At 35.0% G+C, this 22,223-nt stretch carries 28 protein-coding genes; 20 read left to right on the top strand and 8 right to left on the bottom strand.

The window, feature by feature from the left end; translation table 11 throughout:
* The first annotated feature begins 277 nt into the window (after window positions 1-277).
* From MKY29_RS18275 to MKY29_RS18255, 5 genes are all read left to right on the top strand, one after another.
* On the top strand, window positions 278-823 hold the full coding sequence (locus MKY29_RS18275) for a phage holin family protein (protein ID WP_340880464.1): 546 nt from the start codon (window positions 278-280) through the stop codon (window positions 821-823).
* Window positions 820-1,104: a phage holin gene (locus tag MKY29_RS18270; protein WP_340880463.1), complete on the top strand. Its 285-nt coding sequence runs from the start codon at window positions 820-822 to the stop codon at window positions 1,102-1,104. Before MKY29_RS18275 ends, MKY29_RS18270 begins: the two co-directional genes overlap by 4 nt.
* Entirely contained in the window at window positions 1,098-1,862 is a 765-nt protein-coding gene (locus tag MKY29_RS18265) for a peptidoglycan recognition protein family protein (RefSeq protein WP_340880462.1), read from the top strand. Before MKY29_RS18270 ends, MKY29_RS18265 begins: the two co-directional genes overlap by 7 nt.
* A 180-nt stretch (window positions 1,863-2,042) precedes the next feature.
* Window positions 2,043-3,035 (top strand): HipA family kinase, encoded by a 993-nt coding sequence (locus MKY29_RS18260; RefSeq protein ID WP_340880461.1) that lies wholly within the window; start codon window positions 2,043-2,045, stop codon window positions 3,033-3,035.
* A complete protein-coding gene (locus MKY29_RS18255; protein WP_340880460.1) occupies window positions 3,005-3,868 on the top strand; it encodes a DUF3037 domain-containing protein in 864 nt (287 codons plus the stop codon). The genes MKY29_RS18260 and MKY29_RS18255 overlap by 31 nt, the downstream gene beginning before the upstream one ends.
* Before the next feature lie 40 nt (window positions 3,869-3,908).
* On the opposite strand, the gene MKY29_RS18250 is transcribed toward MKY29_RS18255, so the two are convergent.
* Window positions 3,909-4,682: an ATP-dependent DNA ligase gene (locus MKY29_RS18250; protein WP_340880459.1), complete on the bottom strand. Its 774-nt coding sequence runs from the start codon at window positions 4,680-4,682 to the stop codon at window positions 3,909-3,911.
* A 140-nt stretch (window positions 4,683-4,822) separates the two neighbouring features.
* On the opposite strand from MKY29_RS18250, the gene MKY29_RS18245 reads away from it, so the two are divergent.
* Genes MKY29_RS18245 through MKY29_RS18220 form a run of 6 tightly spaced genes read left to right on the top strand, consistent with a single transcriptional unit; the run spans window position 4,823 to window position 7,425 of the window.
* Entirely contained in the window at window positions 4,823-5,044 is a 222-nt protein-coding gene (locus MKY29_RS18245; protein WP_340880458.1) for a transcriptional regulator, read from the top strand.
* On the top strand, window positions 5,041-5,244 hold the full coding sequence (locus tag MKY29_RS18240; RefSeq protein WP_445677883.1) for a LexA family protein: 204 nt from the start codon (window positions 5,041-5,043) through the stop codon (window positions 5,242-5,244). The genes MKY29_RS18245 and MKY29_RS18240 overlap by 4 nt, the downstream gene beginning before the upstream one ends.
* Window positions 5,241-6,503, top strand: a complete 1,263-nt coding sequence (locus MKY29_RS18235) for a Y-family DNA polymerase (RefSeq protein WP_340880457.1) — start codon at window positions 5,241-5,243, stop codon at window positions 6,501-6,503. The genes MKY29_RS18240 and MKY29_RS18235 overlap by 4 nt, the downstream gene beginning before the upstream one ends.
* 11 nt (window positions 6,504-6,514) lie before the next feature.
* The gene (locus MKY29_RS18230; protein ID WP_340880456.1) at window positions 6,515-6,844 is read left to right on the top strand and encodes a YolD-like family protein; all 330 of its coding nucleotides are present in this window, start codon (window positions 6,515-6,517) and stop codon (window positions 6,842-6,844) included.
* A gap of 53 nt (window positions 6,845-6,897) precedes the next feature.
* The gene (locus MKY29_RS18225) at window positions 6,898-7,200 is read left to right on the top strand and encodes a hypothetical protein (RefSeq protein ID WP_340880455.1); all 303 of its coding nucleotides are present in this window, start codon (window positions 6,898-6,900) and stop codon (window positions 7,198-7,200) included.
* Window positions 7,201-7,227: 27 nt separating this feature from the next.
* Window positions 7,228-7,425: a hypothetical protein gene (locus tag MKY29_RS18220; RefSeq protein ID WP_340880454.1), complete on the top strand. Its 198-nt coding sequence runs from the start codon at window positions 7,228-7,230 to the stop codon at window positions 7,423-7,425.
* A 32-nt stretch (window positions 7,426-7,457) separates the two neighbouring features.
* On the opposite strand, the gene MKY29_RS18215 is transcribed toward MKY29_RS18220, so the two are convergent.
* The gene (locus MKY29_RS18215; RefSeq protein ID WP_340880453.1) at window positions 7,458-8,054 is read right to left on the bottom strand and encodes an Ltp family lipoprotein; all 597 of its coding nucleotides are present in this window, start codon (window positions 8,052-8,054) and stop codon (window positions 7,458-7,460) included.
* Between the two features lie 673 nt (window positions 8,055-8,727).
* On the opposite strand from MKY29_RS18215, the gene MKY29_RS18210 reads away from it, so the two are divergent.
* On the top strand, window positions 8,728-9,297 hold the full coding sequence (locus tag MKY29_RS18210; protein ID WP_340880452.1) for an SF0329 family protein: 570 nt from the start codon (window positions 8,728-8,730) through the stop codon (window positions 9,295-9,297).
* Between the two features lie 204 nt (window positions 9,298-9,501).
* On the opposite strand, the gene MKY29_RS18205 is transcribed toward MKY29_RS18210, so the two are convergent.
* The 6 genes from MKY29_RS18205 to MKY29_RS18180 form a co-directional block, all read right to left on the bottom strand.
* Window positions 9,502-10,005: a GNAT family N-acetyltransferase gene (locus MKY29_RS18205; RefSeq protein WP_445677882.1), complete on the bottom strand. Its 504-nt coding sequence runs from the start codon at window positions 10,003-10,005 to the stop codon at window positions 9,502-9,504.
* Window positions 10,006-10,215: 210 nt separating this feature from the next.
* Complete coding sequence (locus MKY29_RS18200; RefSeq protein ID WP_340880451.1) at window positions 10,216-11,253, bottom strand: DUF4030 domain-containing protein; 1,038 nt, start codon at window positions 11,251-11,253, stop codon at window positions 10,216-10,218.
* Entirely contained in the window at window positions 11,250-11,804 is a 555-nt protein-coding gene (locus MKY29_RS18195; RefSeq protein WP_241600247.1) for an RNA polymerase sigma factor, read from the bottom strand. Before MKY29_RS18195 ends, MKY29_RS18200 begins: the two co-directional genes overlap by 4 nt.
* Before the next feature lie 360 nt (window positions 11,805-12,164).
* Window positions 12,165-12,953: an ABC transporter permease gene (locus tag MKY29_RS18190; RefSeq protein WP_340880450.1), complete on the bottom strand. Its 789-nt coding sequence runs from the start codon at window positions 12,951-12,953 to the stop codon at window positions 12,165-12,167.
* Complete coding sequence (locus MKY29_RS18185; RefSeq protein ID WP_340880449.1) at window positions 12,950-13,855, bottom strand: ABC transporter ATP-binding protein; 906 nt, start codon at window positions 13,853-13,855, stop codon at window positions 12,950-12,952. Before MKY29_RS18185 ends, MKY29_RS18190 begins: the two co-directional genes overlap by 4 nt.
* Window positions 13,852-14,091, bottom strand: coding sequence for a PLD nuclease N-terminal domain-containing protein (locus MKY29_RS18180; protein ID WP_241600244.1), 240 nt, complete (start codon window positions 14,089-14,091; stop codon window positions 13,852-13,854). Before MKY29_RS18180 ends, MKY29_RS18185 begins: the two co-directional genes overlap by 4 nt.
* A 123-nt stretch (window positions 14,092-14,214) precedes the next feature.
* On the opposite strand from MKY29_RS18180, the gene MKY29_RS18175 reads away from it, so the two are divergent.
* From MKY29_RS18175 to MKY29_RS18140, 8 genes are all read left to right on the top strand, one after another.
* A complete protein-coding gene (locus tag MKY29_RS18175) occupies window positions 14,215-14,754 on the top strand; it encodes a helix-turn-helix domain-containing protein (RefSeq protein ID WP_241600243.1) in 540 nt (179 codons plus the stop codon).
* 159 nt (window positions 14,755-14,913) lie between these two features.
* Window positions 14,914-15,732 (top strand): class I SAM-dependent methyltransferase, encoded by an 819-nt coding sequence (locus MKY29_RS18170; protein ID WP_093495962.1) that lies wholly within the window; start codon window positions 14,914-14,916, stop codon window positions 15,730-15,732.
* Window positions 15,733-15,902: 170 nt separating this feature from the next.
* A complete protein-coding gene (locus MKY29_RS18165) occupies window positions 15,903-16,262 on the top strand; it encodes a helix-turn-helix domain-containing protein (RefSeq protein WP_241600241.1) in 360 nt (119 codons plus the stop codon).
* Between the two features lie 286 nt (window positions 16,263-16,548).
* Entirely contained in the window at window positions 16,549-17,247 is a 699-nt protein-coding gene (locus MKY29_RS18160) for a Type 1 glutamine amidotransferase-like domain-containing protein (RefSeq protein ID WP_340880448.1), read from the top strand.
* An 18-nt stretch (window positions 17,248-17,265) separates the two neighbouring features.
* Window positions 17,266-17,595: an antibiotic biosynthesis monooxygenase family protein gene (locus MKY29_RS18155; RefSeq protein WP_090568969.1), complete on the top strand. Its 330-nt coding sequence runs from the start codon at window positions 17,266-17,268 to the stop codon at window positions 17,593-17,595.
* A gap of 730 nt (window positions 17,596-18,325) precedes the next feature.
* A complete protein-coding gene (locus tag MKY29_RS18150; protein ID WP_340880447.1) occupies window positions 18,326-19,429 on the top strand; it encodes a sugar ABC transporter substrate-binding protein in 1,104 nt (367 codons plus the stop codon).
* An 83-nt stretch (window positions 19,430-19,512) separates the two neighbouring features.
* Window positions 19,513-21,033 (top strand): sugar ABC transporter ATP-binding protein, encoded by a 1,521-nt coding sequence (locus tag MKY29_RS18145; RefSeq protein ID WP_340880446.1) that lies wholly within the window; start codon window positions 19,513-19,515, stop codon window positions 21,031-21,033.
* 13 nt (window positions 21,034-21,046) lie between these two features.
* Window positions 21,047-22,222 (top strand): sugar ABC transporter permease, encoded by a 1,176-nt coding sequence (locus MKY29_RS18140; RefSeq protein ID WP_093495967.1) that lies wholly within the window; start codon window positions 21,047-21,049, stop codon window positions 22,220-22,222.
* The last annotated feature ends 1 nt before the right edge of the window (window position 22,223 follow it).

The raw sequence follows: 22,223 nt of genomic DNA, 5'->3' as shown, positions 1-22,223 counted from the left end.
TATGACTGATATACAGCGTAAATCAATTAACTTTGTTGTGCAATTAGGACAATTCATTTTATCACCTCCCGAAAACCTTCTATTATTAAATATCCAAAAAAAGCGGATTTACTTTTGCGCTTTTATAATTTTTTTTCGGGAGACATTTTACATTAGGAGATATTGTGTCGTATTAATGATTAGAAAAATTAAGATATAAGGGCATCCAAAAGGGTGCTCTTTTAATTTATCCATATATCTAAAGGGGGACTGAGGATGATGGAAGGAGAGAAAGAAGGTGACACGTTTGCAGATAACAGGGGTTAAATCAATTGGAGCATTAATAGCAAGCTTCGGTATGTATATGCTACAAATAGTAAACGAGGCAGTAGTTGTCCTCGTTTTTTTAATGTTATTAGATATGGCAACTGGTGTCATGAGGTCATTTATGACCAAGAGTTGGAACAGTACGGTAGGAATGTCAGGGGTCATAAAAAAAGTTGCGATCTTTGTATTAATAGGGATGGCTGGTGCAGTTGAATATGTAGCTTTGTCTGCAGGACAAGACAGCAAGGGACTTGTAATTCTAGGAGTTACGAGTTTTTTTATTGTTAATGAGTGTATTTCTATCTTAGAGAATACAGCACAAATTGGCTTACCAATTCCACCAATTCTCTATAACGCTTTGGAAAAACTTCACAGGGCACCTAGCGGAAAAGATATATGTGTAGAAAGACATCCGGAGATGGCACGTTTAGATAGACTCTCTTTGCTTAAGGAAAATGAGATTTTACAAAATGAAATATTAAAAAAGGAAGATACCAAGGAGGAAAACACACAATGAAAATCAACTGGAAAGTACGTATTAAAAACCCTATATTTTTATTTCAACTACTACTTACTGCTTTAACTCCGGCACTAGCATACACAGGCCTTAGCTGGGAAGGTCTAACTACTTGGACTTCTTTATGGGATTTGGTAGTACAAGCTTATAGCAATCCGTTTTTGTCGGGTCTTATTGTGATAGCTCTTTACAATCAGATTACTGACCCAGTGACTAAAGGATTTTCAGATTCTAAACAGGCGTTAAGTTACGACAAACCAAAGGAAGATGCAAAATGGTAAAAATCCTAGATATCCGAAATAAATTAGCTCCTTCTAAAACAACGCGTAAAATATCACAAATAACCAAAATAGCACGTCACCATTCAGCAACAACGAGTGGTGATTATTTTGCGTTCTGGAATAACCGATGGAAAGGTTTAGGCTGGGGCAAAGGTGGATATCATGAAATTATTTTAACTGATGGAACAGTTCAACTTTGCTACGATCCTATCTATCCTACAAACGGTATAGGTAACCATAATACAAGCACCTATCATATTTGCGTTGTTGGGAATGGTGCATTTACTGCAGCACAAGAAAGAGCATTTGAAGAACGTTGTTTATTAGCTATACAAAACTTTGGTTTAAGTGTAAATGACGTACTTGGGCATAATGAATTTAGTGGAACCGCAACATCTTGTCCAGGAATCAATATGGACAGTGTTCGTAAGCGTTTGAAAGCATTACAAGTGCCTAACCAAGTTGGTGGAGTTTCTACCGACAAAATCATGTGGGGTAAAACTGAATTGAAAACAGGACAAATAGGAAAAATCACTATTTTACAAGATATCAATGTGTGGAAAGATTCACCTCATGAAAGTGGAAAAATTATTCATACTAGAACATTGACAAAAGGTGGAGAATTTAGAGTGTATAACTATCGGGAAGATCATGGCGGACAATACTACTTAGGTGCAGGCGAGTGGGTGACAAAAATGCCTACTCATATTTTATATGAAACACCATCTAAAGCGATGCTTGCTAAAATAATTAACTAACTAGTATTTTACTCTCAAATATATTCATGCTGATAGGTAATTTGACGGTGTCGATTTATGTCGAAACTATTTCAAAACTAGAAATTAATGATATATTTAAACTACTATAAAACTAATTTACGAAATTATTTATAATAATTTCGAAATGTAGTCAATAAAAGGTTTAGGGGAGAGTTAAATATGTCAATACTTACGGTGAAAACCTTTCTAAAAGAACTTGGTGATGATACTGGAGGGCAGAGTAATCCGGTTGTAGTAATAGCAAGTGATGATCATGAATATATTTTAAAAAATGAAAAGATTTTTACCCCTCAAAAAACATGGCAAACTTGGGATTGTATGTTTTTACAAGAGATTTTAGTTGCCCAAATTGGTAATTATCTTAAAGTGCCCATGCCTAGTACCGCGATTATAGATGTTGAAAAAGTGCATATTGATGTCGCACCATCTCTTACTTTCAAACATAGATACACACCAGGTAAACACTTTGCTTCAAAATACCTTACAGAAGTTGAAAATAATTTGAAAATTGGATACCAGCAATTAAAGCAGATTAAGAAACCGCACACAAACACAAATTGGATTAATTTCTTTAAAAAAATTGCTAATCCGAAAGATGTGTCAAGAATAATAGCGATGGATTTGTTAATAGCCAATTTCGACAGATTTGGAAACGAAGGAAATTTAATGATCTCGAATGAAAATGGGAATAGATCTGTTTATGCAATTGACCATGGACATGCTTTCTTTGGCGCTAGTTGGGAACAGCTAAAAATTGGTCATTTAAGTAGTATTAGCAATGATGCTTCTGTTTTAGGAAACTATTTAACTTACTTTCAGCAAACAAGCAACTACCTTTTTTCTGGTTTGGGGAGTATCTTCAGGGGTATTGAACAGCATATAGACTGTAATGATTTAGCAAATCATGATTTTGTAGATGTTGTTAATATGATTGAGTCAATAGATGGACCAATGATAGATGAGTGGTTCAAACAAATTCCTGATGAATTTTTTAAGGATAAAGCAACACAAATAGCTACTTATAAAAAATTCATTTTGATTAACAAGAAAAATGTAAGATCTTTACTAACTATGATGCAACATTTAGGAGCATTTTCAAATACTAATGGAGGAGAGTTACTATGGAGAGAGCAGAGAACTGGTACTCAGTAATTCGATATTGTCCAGACAAATTGAAGGGTGAAACAATTAATGTGGGTGTAATATTAAACAACTTCGATAAACAAGAGGTATATTATCGGTTGTTAAGTGTATCAAACATTAAATTAAAAGCACTACTTCAAGATAGCAACTCTTTAGAATTGTACAAAGTATATACCGACTATTTGAATTATTATTTTGAGGAATCTATACAGAACCAAGATATATTTTTCAGTAGTTCGATTGACGCTTTTTATACGAATTTAAAAGATATTTTTCCAAAGGGGATGACATTAACAGAGCCTACATTTGCATTAACCGAGGACTCTGAAAAATTGTTTAATCAATTAATGGACATATATATTGGTAAGGTGTTCCTTAAAGAAAATGAAAAATCTAAAACAAATGTAAAGCAGTACGTTCGCAATGCATTTTCAGAACGTTCTCTTATTAATCATAAAATAAAAACTAATGCACGAATTAATCCTATAAAAAATAAAGAACTCATTAGCTTTCAGGTAGATTTCGTATATAAAAATGGTGTGGTAAATCTAATGCAAGTTGCTCCTTCCAAGGATAATCTTCATAACTGGTTCAATAAACTTAATACGCTAGTTGAAAATTATAATAGTGATTCCGTATATCATGTACTAATGGATGATAATATAGAAGAATATCCAGATAAAACTTTTATAGAGATGATAGAGTATTTACGTGAACGTACATCTACTGAGCAATTTAGAATAGTTAACATTAGATCACAGAATTTCATAGATTTATGTGAAAAAATTGAACAGACTGGAAAATATGTATCTGACTTCGAAAGTGAATTAAATGTGAGTTGAACCTAAGCTATAACAAAAAAGCGACTTTCTTTTAACAGAGTTAGTCGCTTTTTTCTATTGAATAAATTAATGGTATTCTCAACTTTCCGCTACTAGTCCATCCACGAGATTTCACTTTGCAATTATAAGGTGGTGTTCTTGTATACAACTCCTCTCTAATTGCCTTAGTAAAACCTATTTGTACACTTCCTAAATAATTTCCATCCACACTTTTCAGATGCACTGTTAATGGACCATATGCAACCTTAGTAACAACACAATCATGATAACTCCAAATTATTGTTTTTCTCCAATTATCTGATCGTTTACCTGTTAAATATTGAGTCCCTAAGCGTTTTGCAACCACACCCTCCATTTTGTTTTCTTTCATTAAATTAAATACCGCTTCACCTTCAGTGTATATGTAGGGTACTAAATTAATATGTGGTACATCTATATTTGATATAGCTTCAGTTAATATTCCTTTTCTTTCTTCGAGTGGGTACCTTGTTATTGTTTCGTTTTTATAGGTAATAATATCAAATGCCATGAAAATTATTTCCTGATCTTTATTACCGCTAAAACGGGACATAACCCCTTCAAAATCATCTGGTGCTACTGTTCCCGGAGCTATTAGTTCTCCATCCAATAAAACTTCTGGTCCAGTAAATAAAAGTTCAGGGAAACGATTTGTGGTAATCGTGCCATGACGGGTATAGGAGAAGTCATTTCCTACTAAGAGTCTTATACCATCGTATTTAGGTTCATATATCCAACCTTCTTCCGAACTAACTTTCTCTTGATACTCCAATAGCATTGGTTTCACTGTTTTCATTATGTATTTCACCTCATTTATATTGTTTCCAATTAGAAAAATTACAATACATAGGCAAAAGTAAATGAAATTAGAAAAATTTACTTGTTGTAAAATCAAACGAGTGTTCGTATAATAAACAAAAGAAGGAGGGAACAGGTGTGCGTATTAATTTAATGAAATGTATGGAACGTAATCAGCTGGTTGAAATAATGTATATGGATTCTAAGGGGAATATAAGCAAAAGACGAGTGGAAATACTGAAATTTCAAGGTGATACTTTTCAGGTATTTTGCTTTAAGCGAAATGCTAAACGTACATTTATTTTTGAAAGTGTGCTCGCATGTGTTCCCATCATTCATAAGGAGCGTGAAGTAGTATGAGTAAACGTCAGTTGCAAATTTATGAGTACATCAAAAAGTATCTAAATGAAAATAAGTACCCACCTTCAATAAGAGAAATAGCTGTTGGGGTTGGACTTAAATCTTCTTCAACTGTACATGGACATTTAGGAAGGATGAAAGATAAGGGGTATATCGACTTTGCTAATTCTGCAGTAAGAACTTTACAAATAATTCGATGATTGATTATAGCGCATTACCTAACCGTTCAATCGCTTGTATCGATATGATGAGTTTTTATGCCTCTTGCATAGCCGTCCTTCACGATTTGGATGTTAGGACAGTACCTATTGCTGTTGTCGGTAATTTCGAACAAAAAGGTGCAGTTGTTTTGGCTGCATCGCCTCCTATGAAGAAACGTTTTGGAGTTAAAACAGCATCTACAAGGTTACACGAAATACCTAGTCATCCTGACATACGATTATTTGAACCGAAAATGCAGTATTTCCTTGAAATGAGTATGGCGGTTACAAATATCCTCCACAAATATGTTCCTCCTGAAGCTGTTCATGTATACAGTGTGGATGAAAGTTTTATCGATTTAACTGGAACCGAAAAGCTTTGGGGATCTCCAGAAAATACCGTTAAAGAAATTCAAAAAGAAATATTAGAAACCTTACAACTACATTCATCCGCTGGTATGGGACCAAATATGTTGATGGCAAAATTAGCGCTAGATCTAGATGCTAAGAAAACAGGTTTTGCTAAATGGACATATGATGATATACAAACAAAGTTATGGCCAATAACACCTCTAAAAGAAATGTGGGGTATTGGTTCCGGTACTGAAAAAACATTAAACAACATGGGCATATTCAGTATCGGACAATTAGCAAGAACACCTTTAGAGTTATTAGAAGATAAATTTGGTGTTATGGGAAATCAATTATTTCATCATGCACACGGAATTGATTTATCCGATATGAGCTCACCTTCAGTAGAAAGACAAGTCAGTTTTGGCAAAAGCCAAATCCTCATGCGAGACTACAATAAAATTGAAGAAGTAAAAGCAGTCATTCTTGAAATGTGCGAAGACGTGGCTAAACGGGCTAGAGATACTTTCCAGGCAGCTAGAACTATTTCATTAGGAATCGGATATAGTAAAAATGCATTTGGTGGAGGGTTTCAGAGAGCTAGAACAATACATGATGCTACTAACGATACAATGAAGATTTACAATGTTTGTTTAGATTTGTTGAAAGAAAATTACAATAAAAATCCTGTAAGACATATATCCATATCCATAACAAAATTAGAAGATGAACACTCCATGCAGTTAAGTTTATTTGAAAAGAAAAACTGGAAGAACAGAAAACTTGCGACTGCTATGGACGACATTCGAAATCGATATGGATCCGCTGCATTATTAAGAGCCGTGTCTTATACTCCTGCAGGTACTGCAGTTAAAAGGTCGAAAATGGTTGGAGGGCATAAAGAATAGGAGTGGTACGTTTGATTAGAGATCGCGGTATGATGAAATGGCAAGGCATGATGTTAACTGAACATGTGGCGATGTTGAAAGAATATAACCAGGATATAAAAAAAGAACCTAGACCAGAATTAGACGAATGGGATTACGATGCCATTCAACATACTTTGGATGCAGCCATTAAAAGTAAAGCTGATACGAAAATTAAAAGATGGAAAAATGGCGAATTCATATACAATAGAGGAACAGTAGAAAGTGTGAATCTGCAGAAGCGAGAAATCGAATTGCAAGATCCTTTCTATTTGTTAACATTAAAGCTTGATGAAATAGTAGACGTAACAATAATGGATTAAAAGAAGGACTTCCCCTTTTAATGTGGAATATGATGTAAAAGGGGGAAGAAGAAATGTTAAATATAAATTTACCAGTAGAGCTTGAATCAATGGAAATAATTCAATTAATAGAAAGCCCTGTTGTTGAAAAATTAGGAATCCTAATCATGGGAGAAGACATGGATGGTATCCCTAACATTAGATTTTATGAATTAGAGAATATTGAGGATGTATTTGAAGTGAAAAAGGAACTACAAACATTTACTTTTCATAGTTCGGCTGATGCAATGACATTTGTGGATCATTTACCAGATATGTCTGCGCTAGAATTAATCCTGATGATGCGTACAGATAATATAAATAAAATCTTGCATTAATTTAAATGTTGTAATGGAGTGAGTAATTTGGAAAAAATACAAGAAATAGAACTAGATAATAAACTTGATATGATGATTGAAAAATACTCGAAAGAATCTGTTAGGGAATTCTTGGAGTGGTTACTAAACATGCCAGAGGCAGAGCTAAATGCAACGTATGAATTATGTGAGTTAATTGATCGCATTGAAGTGAATAAGAAATATAAAAACCACCAACCAAAATAATGGAAGGTGGTTTGTTTTTTACATAATAATAACTATAAATTATCGACTGCGTATTGGGCTTCTTCCGGAGTGAATTTTTCCCCATGTTCCGAAATCAATTGATCATAAATTGCTGCATCTGACATATCCATAGTTTCTGCATATGTTTGCGCCTTTTTTAATGCACTTTCTTTCCAATCAGCTTTAATATTGTCGATTGCATATTGAGCGGCTTCTGGAGGGAAACCCTCTCCATAGTCAGAAGTCAACTGATCATAAACGCCTGCCTTTGACATGTACATAGTTTCCACGTATAATTCCGCTTTCTTTAGAGCCGATTTATGTTCCCTAGGGATGCTTTCCTCTTTTGCTTTGGCTTCGGCCTCTTCTTGCGCAACTTTTTCTTCTTCTGCTTTTGCTGCAGCTTCTTCTAAAGCTTTCTGTTCAGTAGCTACCTTATCTTCTGTTTCTTTAGTTTCACGTGCAGCTTTTTCTTCAGCAGTTTCTTCCACCACTGGTGCAGTTGTTTCAACTTTATCTGCATCCTCTTCTCCCATTGAACCTATTGCACCTATTATTACTATTACAGCAATTACTATAAACCACCATCTTTTATAGAATGGTTTTTTTGCTTTAATCTTTTCCGACATTATACTTATCCCCCTTCGGACGTTATGAACCAATTATACTATTTAATGAATTATTTTCCAGTCCTTTATTAATGTCTGGCTATCAATGTAAAAATTAGTTTCTACTTGTTAAAAAGTCAATCGAAGACAGACCCATAATACTAAACTGTCGAAAGCTTATAACCATATTTAAAAAACGATGTCATTTTGATGCCTATATTTGAGTTATCGAAAGTTATAGCAATGAAAAAAAGAGATATTCTTTGATGAAAACTCATAGATGATAACAACAAAGTTACCGAAAGTTATCATAAGTTATTCGTAAAGTAATGGGCGGCATGATGTAAAAAGAACCAGAAACCCTTTATAAACATGGGGTTTCCAGTTCATTTTGCACTGCTTGACCACTTCGATGTGTAAAAAAATGCATATGACTAATTTTAGAGAAGGTCTTTCATCAGTTTGCTAAACTGTTGGGAGGCCTTTCTTCCATGTTTATTGTTATATTCTTATTCATTGTAGTTATTTTTTCATCAGTCTGGATTTTTATTCGTTCACTATTTTAGGTACATCAGAAATTCAAGTCACACTTATTCCTTGTATTTAGTTTAATCTATATGTTGGTTATTGTATTATGGATAATAGAACGACTGCCTCAACAAATATTAAAAATATAAAATTTAAGGAGACTTACATGTCCTGGAGCAAATTGAAGCAAAATCTGGAGAGTTTTCTCTGTCCTGCATTATTTGGAAGGGTTGAATACACTGCAACCAGCTATCGTTATTTACCTGATAAAGCAGGACTTTGTTATATTGCGGTAGATAAAAAGAATGTACTCAATATGAATGATAAAACTACCTTAATTAGATGGTATCAGTCGGAACAAGAAATTAAGAATGACCCAGATATCCAAATTCCTATCAATGAAGAGGAAATTGAAGCGATAAGAAAACAAACTAAGGGGACAGTTCCGGAGGATCGCTTACTAGTAATTGCAAGAGGTAGGAAATTATCAGAATATGCAAAGGAGATGTTGTCAGCGCAGTCATCATTAAGTAAATCAAATTTTATCGTTGTAGCTAATAACTTCTTATCCACTTCTATAGAGGAAAGTATAGAGAGTAATGATATCCTATTGAATATCCTATCTTTAGTGGATAGACGGGTTGGAAAAAAACGGATTTTGAACATGACTGAGCAAATGAAATTAAAGCATCCAGCTGTGCAGTATTTTTATGAACTACGGCTTAGTACGTTATGATAATAAATACTGATCAACTGAATACCAATTGCGAAAAATTATAGCTTATCCACGGGCAGTTCAACCTAAACTGTAGTGGTTTTTTCATTTTCGAATAACTAAAAAATAGTCCGGTCATTTAGAGAAGCTATTTTGTACTCTAATAAAAAATATAGCTCCTATTTTGAACAAAGATTGATCAAAAATAGGGCTATTTTTCATAAACTAATTAGTGCTATTATTATTGAACCTTCCCATAATTACGGTATTATAATAATTTCCATCTGATAGTAGCTTATCCATCTTTAATAATCCTTCTTCTTTAAAACCATATTTTTTATAAAGCATTATGGCTTTTTCATTGGTTTCAAGTACATTCAAAGTAATTTTCTTAATGTTATTTGTATCGGCCCATCTAATTGTTTCTTTTAAGAAGTTTGTACCAATGCCATATCCCCAGAAATCCTTTAGTACACAAACCCCAAACTCAACTTTATGGGCCATTCTTTTCAACTGATTGCCTTCACACCTTGAGAACCCTACAATACTTCCATTTGATTCGCAAACTAAAAAAAGATTATGGTCACTTTCTGTATCTTCTTTGATAAGTTGTCTAAAGCCTACTTCATCAATGTATGATTCACCTTTTTCTCTATCCATATTTTCTGTTTCACTATCTATCTGCAATCGTACTTCAGACAAGCTTTTCGCATCATCTTCTTTTGCCAACCTTATAACATAACTTCTATTTCGAATATTAAAATCTATAGGATTTTCTCTTATTGTAAACTCCTCCTTTAAATTATACTGGTTTGTTATTTAAGTGGGGGACCATTTTGATATGTAGGTTTTCTCCAACCACATTATAATAAAATTCAGGTTTTTCTAAGAGTTTGAGACACGACAATAATTAATGTTTGTATTTATAACTTGATTTTATTAAGGGAAATCATTGCCGTTCTTGTCTTGGATAATTAGCTCATATTTCTGATTCTCTGTCATTCTTTTTACTTCTTCACTATCCAGCAACTCAGTAATTTCTTTTCGGATTTTGGTTACAATCTCTTTAGTCTCTGGATCCGATGATTTCATGTTAGTCATGATGGTAATAGACACTTTTTCAGGCTTGTAGGAATATCTAATATCAGCTACCTTGTACTCTTTTTTTAGAAAAAGTCCTTCTTCTATGCTACTCATAACGGGCATCCATCGACTCTCGATTTCCTCTTCTGAAAGGTCTCGAGTTATAACTTGTACCTGTTTTGGTGTTTCGTTTGCTTTTAATAGTTCAATCGCTGCCTTGTAGATTTCTACTTTTTTAGCTTCATCGGTTATTGGGATGTACACACTGACCACAGGGCTGTAGGCGTTAACATTCATAATCGGATATCCTGCTTCCTGCAAGTCCGACATCAACTTTTCGCCTAGTTCCTCCCTCTGTTTTTCTATCTCTTTTTGAACGGATGACACCTCATTCTCATTCTTGGCAGAAACCATTAACTCGTAGTTGTCATATCCCCTTTTATCCAAAATTTCATTCAAAAGATTTATAACTTTGCTCTCTTCTTGCTTGACGTATTCTTCCGTTCCATTCAGCTCTATGTCAAAGTATGGCTTCTGTTCCCTTTTCCCCATGCCAATAGCTGATAGTTGATACCCTTCTTTCGCCAAATCTTCCCAGATTACTTCTGGAATAGGCTTATAAAATATTTGGCCTAAATATGGAATTTTCGATACTACTTCCGCCATGGTTGGACTAAGGAATGCGGAGCCCGTTAGGACGGCAAAACAGATAACCGCAGCTACTACAAAATGCAGTTTTCTCCTTCCTCTTTTTCTTCCTGTTGACTTTTCAAAGTCTGTTCTATTTTTCGACTCTTTGCTAATATTTTTAGCAAATTCGTATAAGGAAGGTGGTGTCTGGATTTTATCCATCTCTTCTTGAATTTCTTTCTTCACGGATTCATCGATCTTCATTGTGAATTCACCCCTATAAACTGATTTTCAATCAACCTTTTTTTCAGAGCGTTCCTTGCTCTGCGAAGATGGGATTTAACAGTCGAATTTTTCAGTCCTAGCAAATCTGATATTTCTTGGATTGCTTGTTCTTGGTAGTAATAGAGGATGAGAACGTTCTGGTAGTCGCTGTTATCAAGGGATGATATGCCCTTTTTAATCTCGTTTTCTTTTTCCTCTTTTAACACGCTTTCAATAACGGCATGTTTTTCTGTCCCCACATCAATTTCAAGCGGTGATTCCTTCAGACGATCGTTTTTTCTCCAAGCATCAATTGAACGATTGGTAACCAATTTATAGAACCATGTGTTGAAATAGAAGATATCCTTTCCACTCATAATATTTCGGTATGCCTCGATCAGCGCATTTTGGATAACCTCTTCTGCCTGTTCTTTCGATTTGAGAATACTAAAACTGGTCCTGTAACCCTTTTCAATCAAGGGGTTGACTAGTTGAGCAAAAGCATCGTCCTCGCCGTTCCGAATCCGTGTCATCAATGTTCTCTGTTCCATGAGGAAAACCCCCTTTGTTGTTTCTATCTTTTAGGCGACGGTGAGGCTGTTTAGGATGCACAATTTAAAAAAATAAATCTATACACAACTATACTGATGTGGAAGATGAGATGAATGGATTAATAATGTAGGATTTTAAAATCAACAAGTTTTTATTCCAAGGTAAGGGAGATAAATGAATTATTGTATTTCTTCCATTTCGATTTTTAATTCTTTTAGACGCTATCTATAAGTCCTTTGAACATTTATTATAAAGTATTACTAAATTATAAAAGTGATAAAAATTATAAACTTTCTTAAAAGAAATTTATAAAATTAAAGACTTCTCATTAGTTGGTTAAACTTTTGAGAAGTCTTTTCTTATTCGTTACTAAACTTTTTATTGGAAATCCAATAATTTGTTATAAAGATTGCTATGGCGGCACAAAGAAGGGATACTACTAGATTCACCATAGCGTTAGAGTTTACAGATCCTGTTATAAGCACTTCCATTGCATGGTTACTCATACTGGCGGGATTTATTATATCTATCATAGAACTTAAGCCTACGATAAGTCGGCAGCCTATTAAAAAAGCAATGGATATTAGTGCGATAAGCCCTGGGCTATTTATAAGAGTGCTAATCATTGTTGTAAAAGTGATAATAAAAAGAATCCAAACAAGATAGAATAGTAGGGCAGTAAGCATATCGAAAATAGCTACATTTGTGAATAGAAAATTCACGTAAAGATAGGATGCAAGGTATCCAACAGCAACACTAAATGCCGTAAAAATATAGTTCGAAGCAATTTTACCTCCTACGTATGAACGAACAGGTACTGGTCTAGTTAATATAAAGGCCAACATTCCGTTAGCTTTATCGGTTTGGATGATTCCCATTAAAGAGATAGCAATTATTATAATCCCAAGCTGATCAAACTGTGCACCTAGTGTACCAGCTAATATTTCTCCCCCTTGCTGAGCGGCAATACTTGGGTCAATTGTAATGCCTTGACCGCTTCCCAAAGCTTCTAATATGGTAGGCAAGTAATAGGTCATTACAGGCTGGGTGATTCCTAATAAGATAAAGACTAGAGGGAGCCAAATAATTTTAAAATCTCTGACCATCTGGGTAAATTCTTTGTTCATCAAGACTATAAAACTATTCATTTCTCCACCACCAATTTTAAGAAAATGTCTTCTAATGTATCGTTTCCGACTTCAAACTTTACAATATCTACATCATGCTTCAGTGCATGACCGAGTAATAAATTCTTGTTATTTTCTAGGTTTTCAACCTCTACCTTTAGTTGATTCCCAAATACTTCTAGGCCTTTCACATAAGGTAAGTCTTCTATAGTGCCAATCCATTTTTGATCCTTCTCAGTTATTTCTATATTCAATTTGTTGTCGCAATTTCTTTGAAGCAGTTCAATAATCGATGTGTCCTCGATTTTCAACCCATTTTTAATAACTATAAATCGCTCACAAATTTCTTGTGCGTCACCTAAAATATGAGTTGATAGTAGGATGGTTGTTTCTTTTTTTATTTCTTGAATAAGGTTTAATACTTCTCTGCGACCAATGGGATCTAGGGCTGAGACTGGTTCATCCATAATAATTAGGGAAGGCTTATGTAGTAAGGTTTGAGCAATACCAAGTCGCTGTTTCATGCCACCTGAAAATGTGCCTACTTTCGTGTCTTCCTCTTTGCTTAATCCAACTTTTTTTAAAATGATTGGAATAGAGCTCGTTAATCCATTTTTACTTAGTCCCGAAAGTTTTCCCATGAACATAAGTGTCTCTTTAGCTGTCATCCAATGAAAGAAGTTTGGATATTGTGGTAAGTATCCAATTACTTTTTTCATTGAGGAAATTCTTTTTCCGTTTAAAAGGATTTCACCAGTGTCAGGATTTATAATATCTGCGATCATCTTTATAAGAGTCGATTTCCCAGCTCCATTTGGTCCGATTAGTCCGACACACTCTCCTGATTGTAGCTCCATCGAGAAGCTATCGACGGCAGTTTTGTTTTTAAACGTTTTCTTTACATTTCTGATTTCCAATTTCAAGCTCGCTCACTATCCTTTCTTCCTATAACAAAATACAGAATAGGTCCAATTGTATTGCCGAAAATTATTATTAGCGTCCATATGAGTACATTATTTCTACTTTTTTTATTTTTGTACAAATCTATTAAAGCAACCATTGCAAGTATGAATCCTACTAAAATAACTGGAAGTATAATAGGTAGAAACGACATTAAATCAACATCTTTTAAATCATTTATTCCATAATGTAATTGCATAATTCCAACTCCTTCTCAAAGTTCATTTTCATTATTGATAATGATAACATAGAGCGTTATATTTTGCACTACTTATTCTTATTCTTTATAATGAGAATAAGAATAACCAAGTGAGGGGATAGAATGTTAAATAAAGTGGAAGTTCTAATGCATCCAGTACGAATGAAAATTTCTCAAGCATTATTAAGGAATAAAGAAGATGGACTAACACCCTTAGAAATGGTCAAAATCATTAAGGATGTGCCACAAGCAACACTCTACAGACATATACAAGTGTTATTGGACTCCGAGATAATTCATGTGATGAAAGAAAAAAAAGTAAAATCCGTTTCTGAGAAATATTATGCACTTAATGAGGAGAAGCTAAAACTTGACCAAGATGAATGGAATCAAGCATCTCCACAAGAAAAACTAGATTTTGTATCTTTTTATCAATTATCGCTTATGACTCAATATCAAAACTATTTAGAGAAAATAGAGAATCATTCTCATGATGGAGCGACATTTTCTTTAGTCGAATTAAAAATGAATGATGTAGACTTCTTGAAATTTCAAGATGAGCTAAAAGAAATCTTAACTAAATACTACCTTTCTACTAATAACCAAGATGGAAAAGATATCCCTGTGCGAACTATAGCGGTTACAATTATTCCAGATACATGAAGTAGTGTTAAAATTGGTTAAATCATTTTCAGAGACCTCTTATCATCCTATTGGATTAATAAGAGGTCTCTTTTTTATGCTTAAATAGTTTGTTATTAGAAGGAACAATCTACCTCTATGCAGAATTATTTATAAAATACATAGAATGTAGGTGCATATGTGAATAACATTATTGACTACTACAATAGTTTTGATGAATGGGGAAGACTAGATAGAGAGCCTATCGAGTTCCAAGTGAATTGGCATTATATTAAAAAGTATCTTCCTCTGAATGGGAATATTCTAGATAATGGTGCCGGACCAGGGAAATATTCTATGAAGTTGGCTAATGAAGGATATAAGGTAACACTAACCGATTTAACCCCAAAGCTAGTAGAAATTGCTAAAAATAAAGCGCATGAACTCAAGGTAGAACAAAATTTTAATGGATTCCATATGGCGGATGCAAGAGATCTTACTATACTGGAGGATGAACAGTTTGATGCTTCATTAATGCTTGGTCCATTGTATCACTTACAGGAAGAATCAGATCGGATTAAAGCAGTAGAAGAGTTATATCGAGTTACGAAAAAGGATGGTATTGTTTTTGTGGCATTTATGCCGAGAATTAGACATATCTTAACTTCTCTTTTACATCCTGAAAATTGGAAGCCAAATAACGAGATGGATAATATCGAGCAATTTGCTCAAACAGGCTGCTTTAATCATGAAGATGAAGGACGATTTACAGGTGCTTATTACTTTAATGTAGAAGAAATAAAACCATTTATGGAGGGACAGGGATTTGAAAGTCTAGCACTAATTGGTTCTAATATAGGTGCTCTCTTAAGCAGTGATAATTGGAGTTACTGGCGTGATAAGGAAGAAAATGAGTTTGAGAAAGTTATAAAATTATTAACGGAAAAAGCTAGTGACCCCAATGTTTTAGGAATCTCCTCACACTTACTTTATATTGGGAAAAAGAAAAGCGATATATAGTATTAAAATTTTTCGATTATAACGTTCAAATCTATTTAGTCAGTCTAAATAACTACTCTTTCAGTATAGGTACTTTCTAGTCATTATCAGATAATTTACATAATATTTATGAACTGGGGTAAATATTAGTAGGTTACTTATTAAATAATGTTTAGAGAGGAGATTATACTATGCAAATCAAAGGAGAGGTATTACGTGCAGTTCGAAAAGAACAGAACATGTCGCAGGAAGAGCTGGCTCTCGAGTTAAAAGTTACAATCAGTACTGTTTCTAACTGGGAGCGTCAGGATGTGCCAGACGGACGCTATATTAAGCCGATTGCGGATGCCCTAGATGTGAGTGTTCATAAGCTAACTAGAGTTCCACCAAATGTCTCATCGATTAATATGAAACCAATAGATACCTATGAAAAAGAAAATATTTTGCTTGAACGCTTGATGGAATCGTTTGAGGAGTTTGTAAAAGATAAAGAGAAAAATATAGGAAGTGAAAAACAGGAACTTTGGGATGAAGAATGGCGAAATGGCTGATAAAGAAGTACTTCTCGAAAGCTCGGAAACTATACTGTGAAAGAGTATTTATAGTGAATTGGTGCTATATTTGAAGTTTCAGCTGCCAATTAACAACTTTAATGGGCCTCACTACATAACCAATGTAATGAGGCTTAAATTATGTATTTCTAAAAGATAGTTTATATTTGCGCCATACATAAATGTTGTCATTAATCTTATTTCTGTAAATAAAATTGTTGGTCCAACATAGGGTAACCAGCTAATAAATCTTTAGAGTTAATGATAAACAAATGGAGGAAAGATGATGAGACAAATAATTGCTCTAGGTGGTGGAGGATTCTCTATGGAGCCGGACAATCCATTATTGGATTCATATATTCTGCAAAAGTCAGGTAAAGCTATCCCCAAAATCTGTTTCCTTCCTACTGCAAGTGGGGATTCAGAGAATTATATTTCAAGATATTACGACTTTTTTGATAAACAAGATTGTGTACCTTCTCATCTTTCATTGTTTAAGCCGCCAACTAGAGATTTAGAAAACTATCTATTAGATAAAGATATTATTTATGTTGGTGGCGGTAACACGAAGAATTTATTAGCGTTATGGAAGGCATGGGGAATTGATACTATTATAAAAAAGGCATGGGAGCAAGGAGTAGTTTTGGCTGGCGTAAGCGCAGGTTCTATTTGTTGGTTTGAAGAAGGGGTTACTGATTCGTTTGGGGATAATCTTGAAGCGATATCGTGTCTTGGCTTATTAAGTGGAAGCAATTGCCCACATTATAACGGAGAGGCGAATAGGAGACCTGCTTATCAGAACCTTGTTGCTACCAATAAAATTAAACCAGGAATAGCGACAGATGACGGTGTTGCCATCCACTATATTGATGAGAAGATATATAAAATAGTAAGTTCAAGACCAGCAGCAAAAGCATATAAAGTATCATATGATAATCACTTGATAGAGACAGAAATAGAAACGGAATACTTAGGTTCTTATTAGATACGGGGGAAGATGTATATGAGTGGAATTGCAAGTACACCAGAACCACCTTATTACGCAGTGATTTTTGCATCGCAGCGGACGAAGGGTGACAATGGATATGGAAATATGGCAAAAAAAATGGAGGAGTTAGCATCAGGGCAGAAGGGTTTCTTAGGTATAGAAAGTGCTCGAGATAATGAATTAGGAATTACTGTTTCCTATTGGGACTCTATGGATGCCATAAAGAGTTGGAAAGATAATGCAGCGCACAGGATTGCACAGAATAAAGGTCAGTCAGATTGGTATATCAACTACTCCGTAAAAATTTGTAAAGTAGAGAGAGCTTATTCTTTCGAAATGGACTAAAAATAAATTGGATCAAAATACAGATCTAGAACCTGCTTTGTTACTTCGAGAAATAGAATATTCATGAGGCTGGGACAGAACCCCAAAACAGCATTTTTCTCTGTGAGAAAAATGCTGTTTTTTTTGCTGTGCACAAAATTGATTTCCATACCAGGGACGCTTTCCACGGGCGTGGCCTGAGCCTGTAGTCTCAGGCGTCACGATATTCCTGTAGGAGTCGCCCCTCCATTCCAATCAATCTGATTAAATATCCATTATTTAGTAAAGCTTTCTCCTTATCCAATAAAATTTCTACTTCTGTCCCAGCCCCTTATTAGTAACTAAAAATATCTCATGAGTACTGGGTTCTTGGGACTTGGAAGAAACCAAGGAACGATGGCTAAGAGTATCACCCAAAATAGAGGACAATCTAAGTTCCCCGCGTACAGCGGCAGCTGCATGACCAACCTCCTATTGGCCTACACAGGGTGAGCGATAAGCCTTCACTCGGAAATCAATGGCATATTTAGGTTTCTGTTGAGAGAGGAAAGCATCTTTTTGCCCGATTTTTCATATTGACCTATATAAGAATCAAACCTAAATTCTAGTCCAAAACCCAATATCTTATTCCAAAAGTTAAAAAAGTATAGGTAATGATAAAAGAATACAGTTGATAGCGCTTTCATATTAATATTCTGAATTTATAATTAAGGAGTAATTACTTTTTGGAAAAAGGGAGAGGGATAAAAGAATGAAGAAGTTCAAGGGGTTAACTTTTTTAGTTATTTTGATGGTTTTCGCATTAGTGGCCGCAGGATGTAATAATGGCGGGGACAGTTCGGTAGATGTTGGTATCGTATTACCGACAAAGGATGAGCCGCGTTGGGTTCAAGATGAGCAACGCTTTAAAGATGCTTTAGCAGATTCGGATTATTCTACGGAAATTCTGTTCAGCCAAGGATCTTCAGCGAAAGAAAAAGAAAATGTTGAAGCACTTTTAAATAAAGGAATTAAAGTATTAATCATCACACCTCATGATGGAGCAGCAGCTGCTGCAGCAGTGGAAGCAGCGAAAAAAGAGGATGTTACAGTTATCGCGTATGACCGTTTAATAACGGATACGGATGCAGTAGATTACTATGTAACTTTTGATAGTTTAGCAGTTGGTGCTGCACAAGCACAGTATTTAGTAGACAATGCAGATGGCTCAGATGTACCACTTTATTTGTATGCAGGAGCAGCGTCTGACAACAATGCATTCTTGTTCTTTGAAGGAGCTTGGAAAGTGCTTCAGCCGAAAATTGCAGATGGAACTTTCAAGATAGCTAACTCAAGTGAGGCAGAAGCGTTAAAAGATTCAGCGGATCTATCGCGTGACCAATTAGGTAAAATCATCGGTCAGATTACAACGAACTGGGATGCCAATGATGCTAAAAATAAAGCGCAGACACATTTAACTGCAGCTAGTGACGATTTAAAAGGAAATGTTTCAATTCTTGCACCAAATGATGGAACTGCTCGTTCTATCGCAGATGTATTTGCATCTGACAGCGCTATTACAGATTACTTTGTAACTGGGCAAGATGCAGAAAAAGCTTCAATTCAATACATTATTGATGAACAACAATCCATGACTGTTTTCAAAGATGTTCGTACATTAGTAAAGGATGCAATGGGAATGGCAATAGAAGTTCTAGATGGTAACACGCCAGAAACAACAGGTTCTTACGATAATGGGTCAGTTGAAATAAAAGCAAAACAAACAGATGTAATCGTAGTGGATAAAGAAAATGTTAAAGCAGAGCTTATCGACTCTGAGTATTACGAGGCAAGCGAATTCACTGGTTTAGAGTAAACATCTGAAAAGGAAGAATAGTGATAGATTCATCTATCACTATTTCTCCATTTTTATTTGTTTTAGTAAGGGGAGGCAATAGTATGAGTGATTATATTTTAGAGATGAATAATATTTCTAAAGAATTCCCAGGTGTCAAGGCCCTCTCAAATGTGAATTTCAAAGTGAGAAAAGGTGAGATTCATTGTTTGGTTGGAGAAAACGGTGCAGGAAAATCGACTCTGATGAAAGTGCTGAGTGGAGTGTACCCATATGGAACTTACGATAGGGATATTGTATTTGAAGGAAAAGTTCAACAGTTCAATGAAATAACAGATAGTGTCAAAGTTGGTATTGGAATTATTTATCAAGAGCTAGCACTATTTCCAGATTTGACTGTGTATGAAAATATATTTGCTGGAAACGAACTTAAAAAAGGTCCCTTCGTAGATTGGAATAAAACGATAGTTCAAGCAACCGGTTTGTTGGAAAAAGTAAAGTTAAAAGTGACTCCAGAAACATTGATCAAGGAATTAGGTGTAGGGAAACAACAGCTAGTTGAAATTGCCAAAGCTCTAAGTAAGGATGTTAACTTGCTTATATTAGATGAACCAACTGCCGCACTTAATGAGGATGACAGTGAAAATTTATTGGTACTTCTAAAAGAACTGAAAAACCAAGGAATTAGCTGCATTATGATTTCTCATAAGCTAAAGGAAGTCATTTCCATTGCAGATAAAGTAACAGTATTACGTGATGGACAGACGATTTGTACTCTAGACGCGAGTAGTGGTGAAGTATCTGAAAATGTCATTATAAAAAATATGGTAGGACGCGACATAGAAGATATTTATCCAAAGCGTATGAACAAGAAAATCGGTGAAACGATTCTAGAATTATCTGATTGGACTGCTTATGATTCCCAACTCGGTCGGAATGTCGTAAAAAACGTTCAGCTTGAGGTGAAAAAAGGCGAGATTATTGGAATTGCAGGACTTATGGGATCAGGTCGTACAGAACTTGCACTCAGCATTTTTGGTAACCCTAAAAACTATAAGCTACAGGGCAACATGAAAATGTTTGGGGAAACAAAAGAACTAAAGCATACAAGTGAAGCTATTAAAGCTGGTATTGCCTATGTGACTGAGGATCGTAAGGGAGACGGCTTATTCCTATTACAGGATATTAAGAGTAATGTTTCTGCAGCGCATCTAAAAGGAATCTCCACAAAGGGAATACTAAATTTAAATGAAGAAGTGAAGATAGGAACTGAATATAAGGATTCGCTTTATATTAAAGCAAGCTCACTTGAACAGATTGTTGGGAAACTCAGTGGTGGAAACCAACAAAAAGTATCACTTGGTAAATGGTTGTTTACTGGACCTAAGATTTTGATATTGGATGAACCGACAAGAGGAATCGATGTAGGAGCGAAGTTTGAGATTTATACAATAATGAACGAACTGATCAACGAAGGAATGAGTATTATTATGATTTCTTCAGAACTAGGTGAAGTACTAGGGATGAGTGATCGAATATATGTCATGGCGGAAGGCTCCGTTAAAGGCGAGCTAACGATGGAAGAAGCGACACAAGAAACGATAATGGAACTTGCGACGCAATAAAAGGGGGATAACGATGAACTTTTTCAAGGAAGCTAAAGCGCTCGTCAAAGCCAACATTCGAGATTATGGAATGTATATTGCGTTAATAGTGATAATGTTAACGTTTACGATTATGACGAACGGATTATTTATGTCTTCACGAAACATTAGTAATTTATTGGATTCAGCAGGCTATATCGCTGTATTGGCAGTAGGGATGACGCTAGTGATTGTCATACGTCACATAGATTTGTCAGTTGGATTTTTAGCAGGATTTCTAGGTGCCATTGCTGCGATATTTTTAACACAAATGGGAGTATCAGTATGGATTACTATCCCAGTTATTTTAATCTTTGGAGCACTAATCGGATTGGTTAATGGTGTATTAGTTGCGAAAATTGGAATACCATCCTTTGTAGCAACACTTGCAGGAATGCTGATTTTCCGTGGGGCTTTGCTTCAGGTTACGGAAAAGACAGGAACTATTATTATTAAAGACGATCAGTTTAATGCGATTGGGAACGGATTTATCCCATCTATTATGCAAATAAATGGCTTGCATCTTTTAACATTATTAGTAGGTTTAATAGGGATTCTTTTATTTGTTTACAATGAAATTTCAAATAGACGTAACAAAATGACCTATGGTTTCGAGGTTATGTCTAGTGGATTATTCAGTGCAAAGCTTGTATTAATATCCGCAATTATTGGATATATTACATGGATTTTAGCAGGGTATAACGGTTTGTCTTGGACAGTAATCATTATGATTGTAGTAGTAGTTATCTATCATTTCTTATCGTCGAAAACTGTACTTGGTCGCCATATTTATGCAGTTGGGAGTAATCCAGAAGCAGCTCATTTAAGCGGTATCAATGTACAAAAGATTACATATATCGTATTTGGGTCGATGGGAATGCTCGCTGCATTATCTGGGATTCTATTTACTTCTAGGCTTCAATCAGCAACGACTACAGCAGGAACACTATTCGAGCTAGATGCTATCGCTGCGGCATATGTTGGAGGGGTATCTTCTGCTGGAGGTGTCGGTAAAGTAACAGGTGCTATTATTGGTGCCATTGTTATGGCTTCCTTATCAAGCGGGATGAACTTACTTGGTGTTGGTATTTCTTATCAATACATGATTCGCGGAGGAGTATTAGCTGGGGCAGTTATCTTTGATGTGATGACACGTAAGCAACGGGCTTAAT

The sequence above is a fragment of the Psychrobacillus sp. FSL K6-2365 genome (assembly GCF_038003165.1).
In the GTDB taxonomy this organism is placed as follows: Bacteria; Bacillota; Bacilli; order Bacillales_A; family Planococcaceae; genus Psychrobacillus; species Psychrobacillus psychrodurans.
The sequence above is the reverse complement of the archived record's forward strand: the minus strand, read 5'-3'. Positions and strand labels throughout refer to the sequence as shown.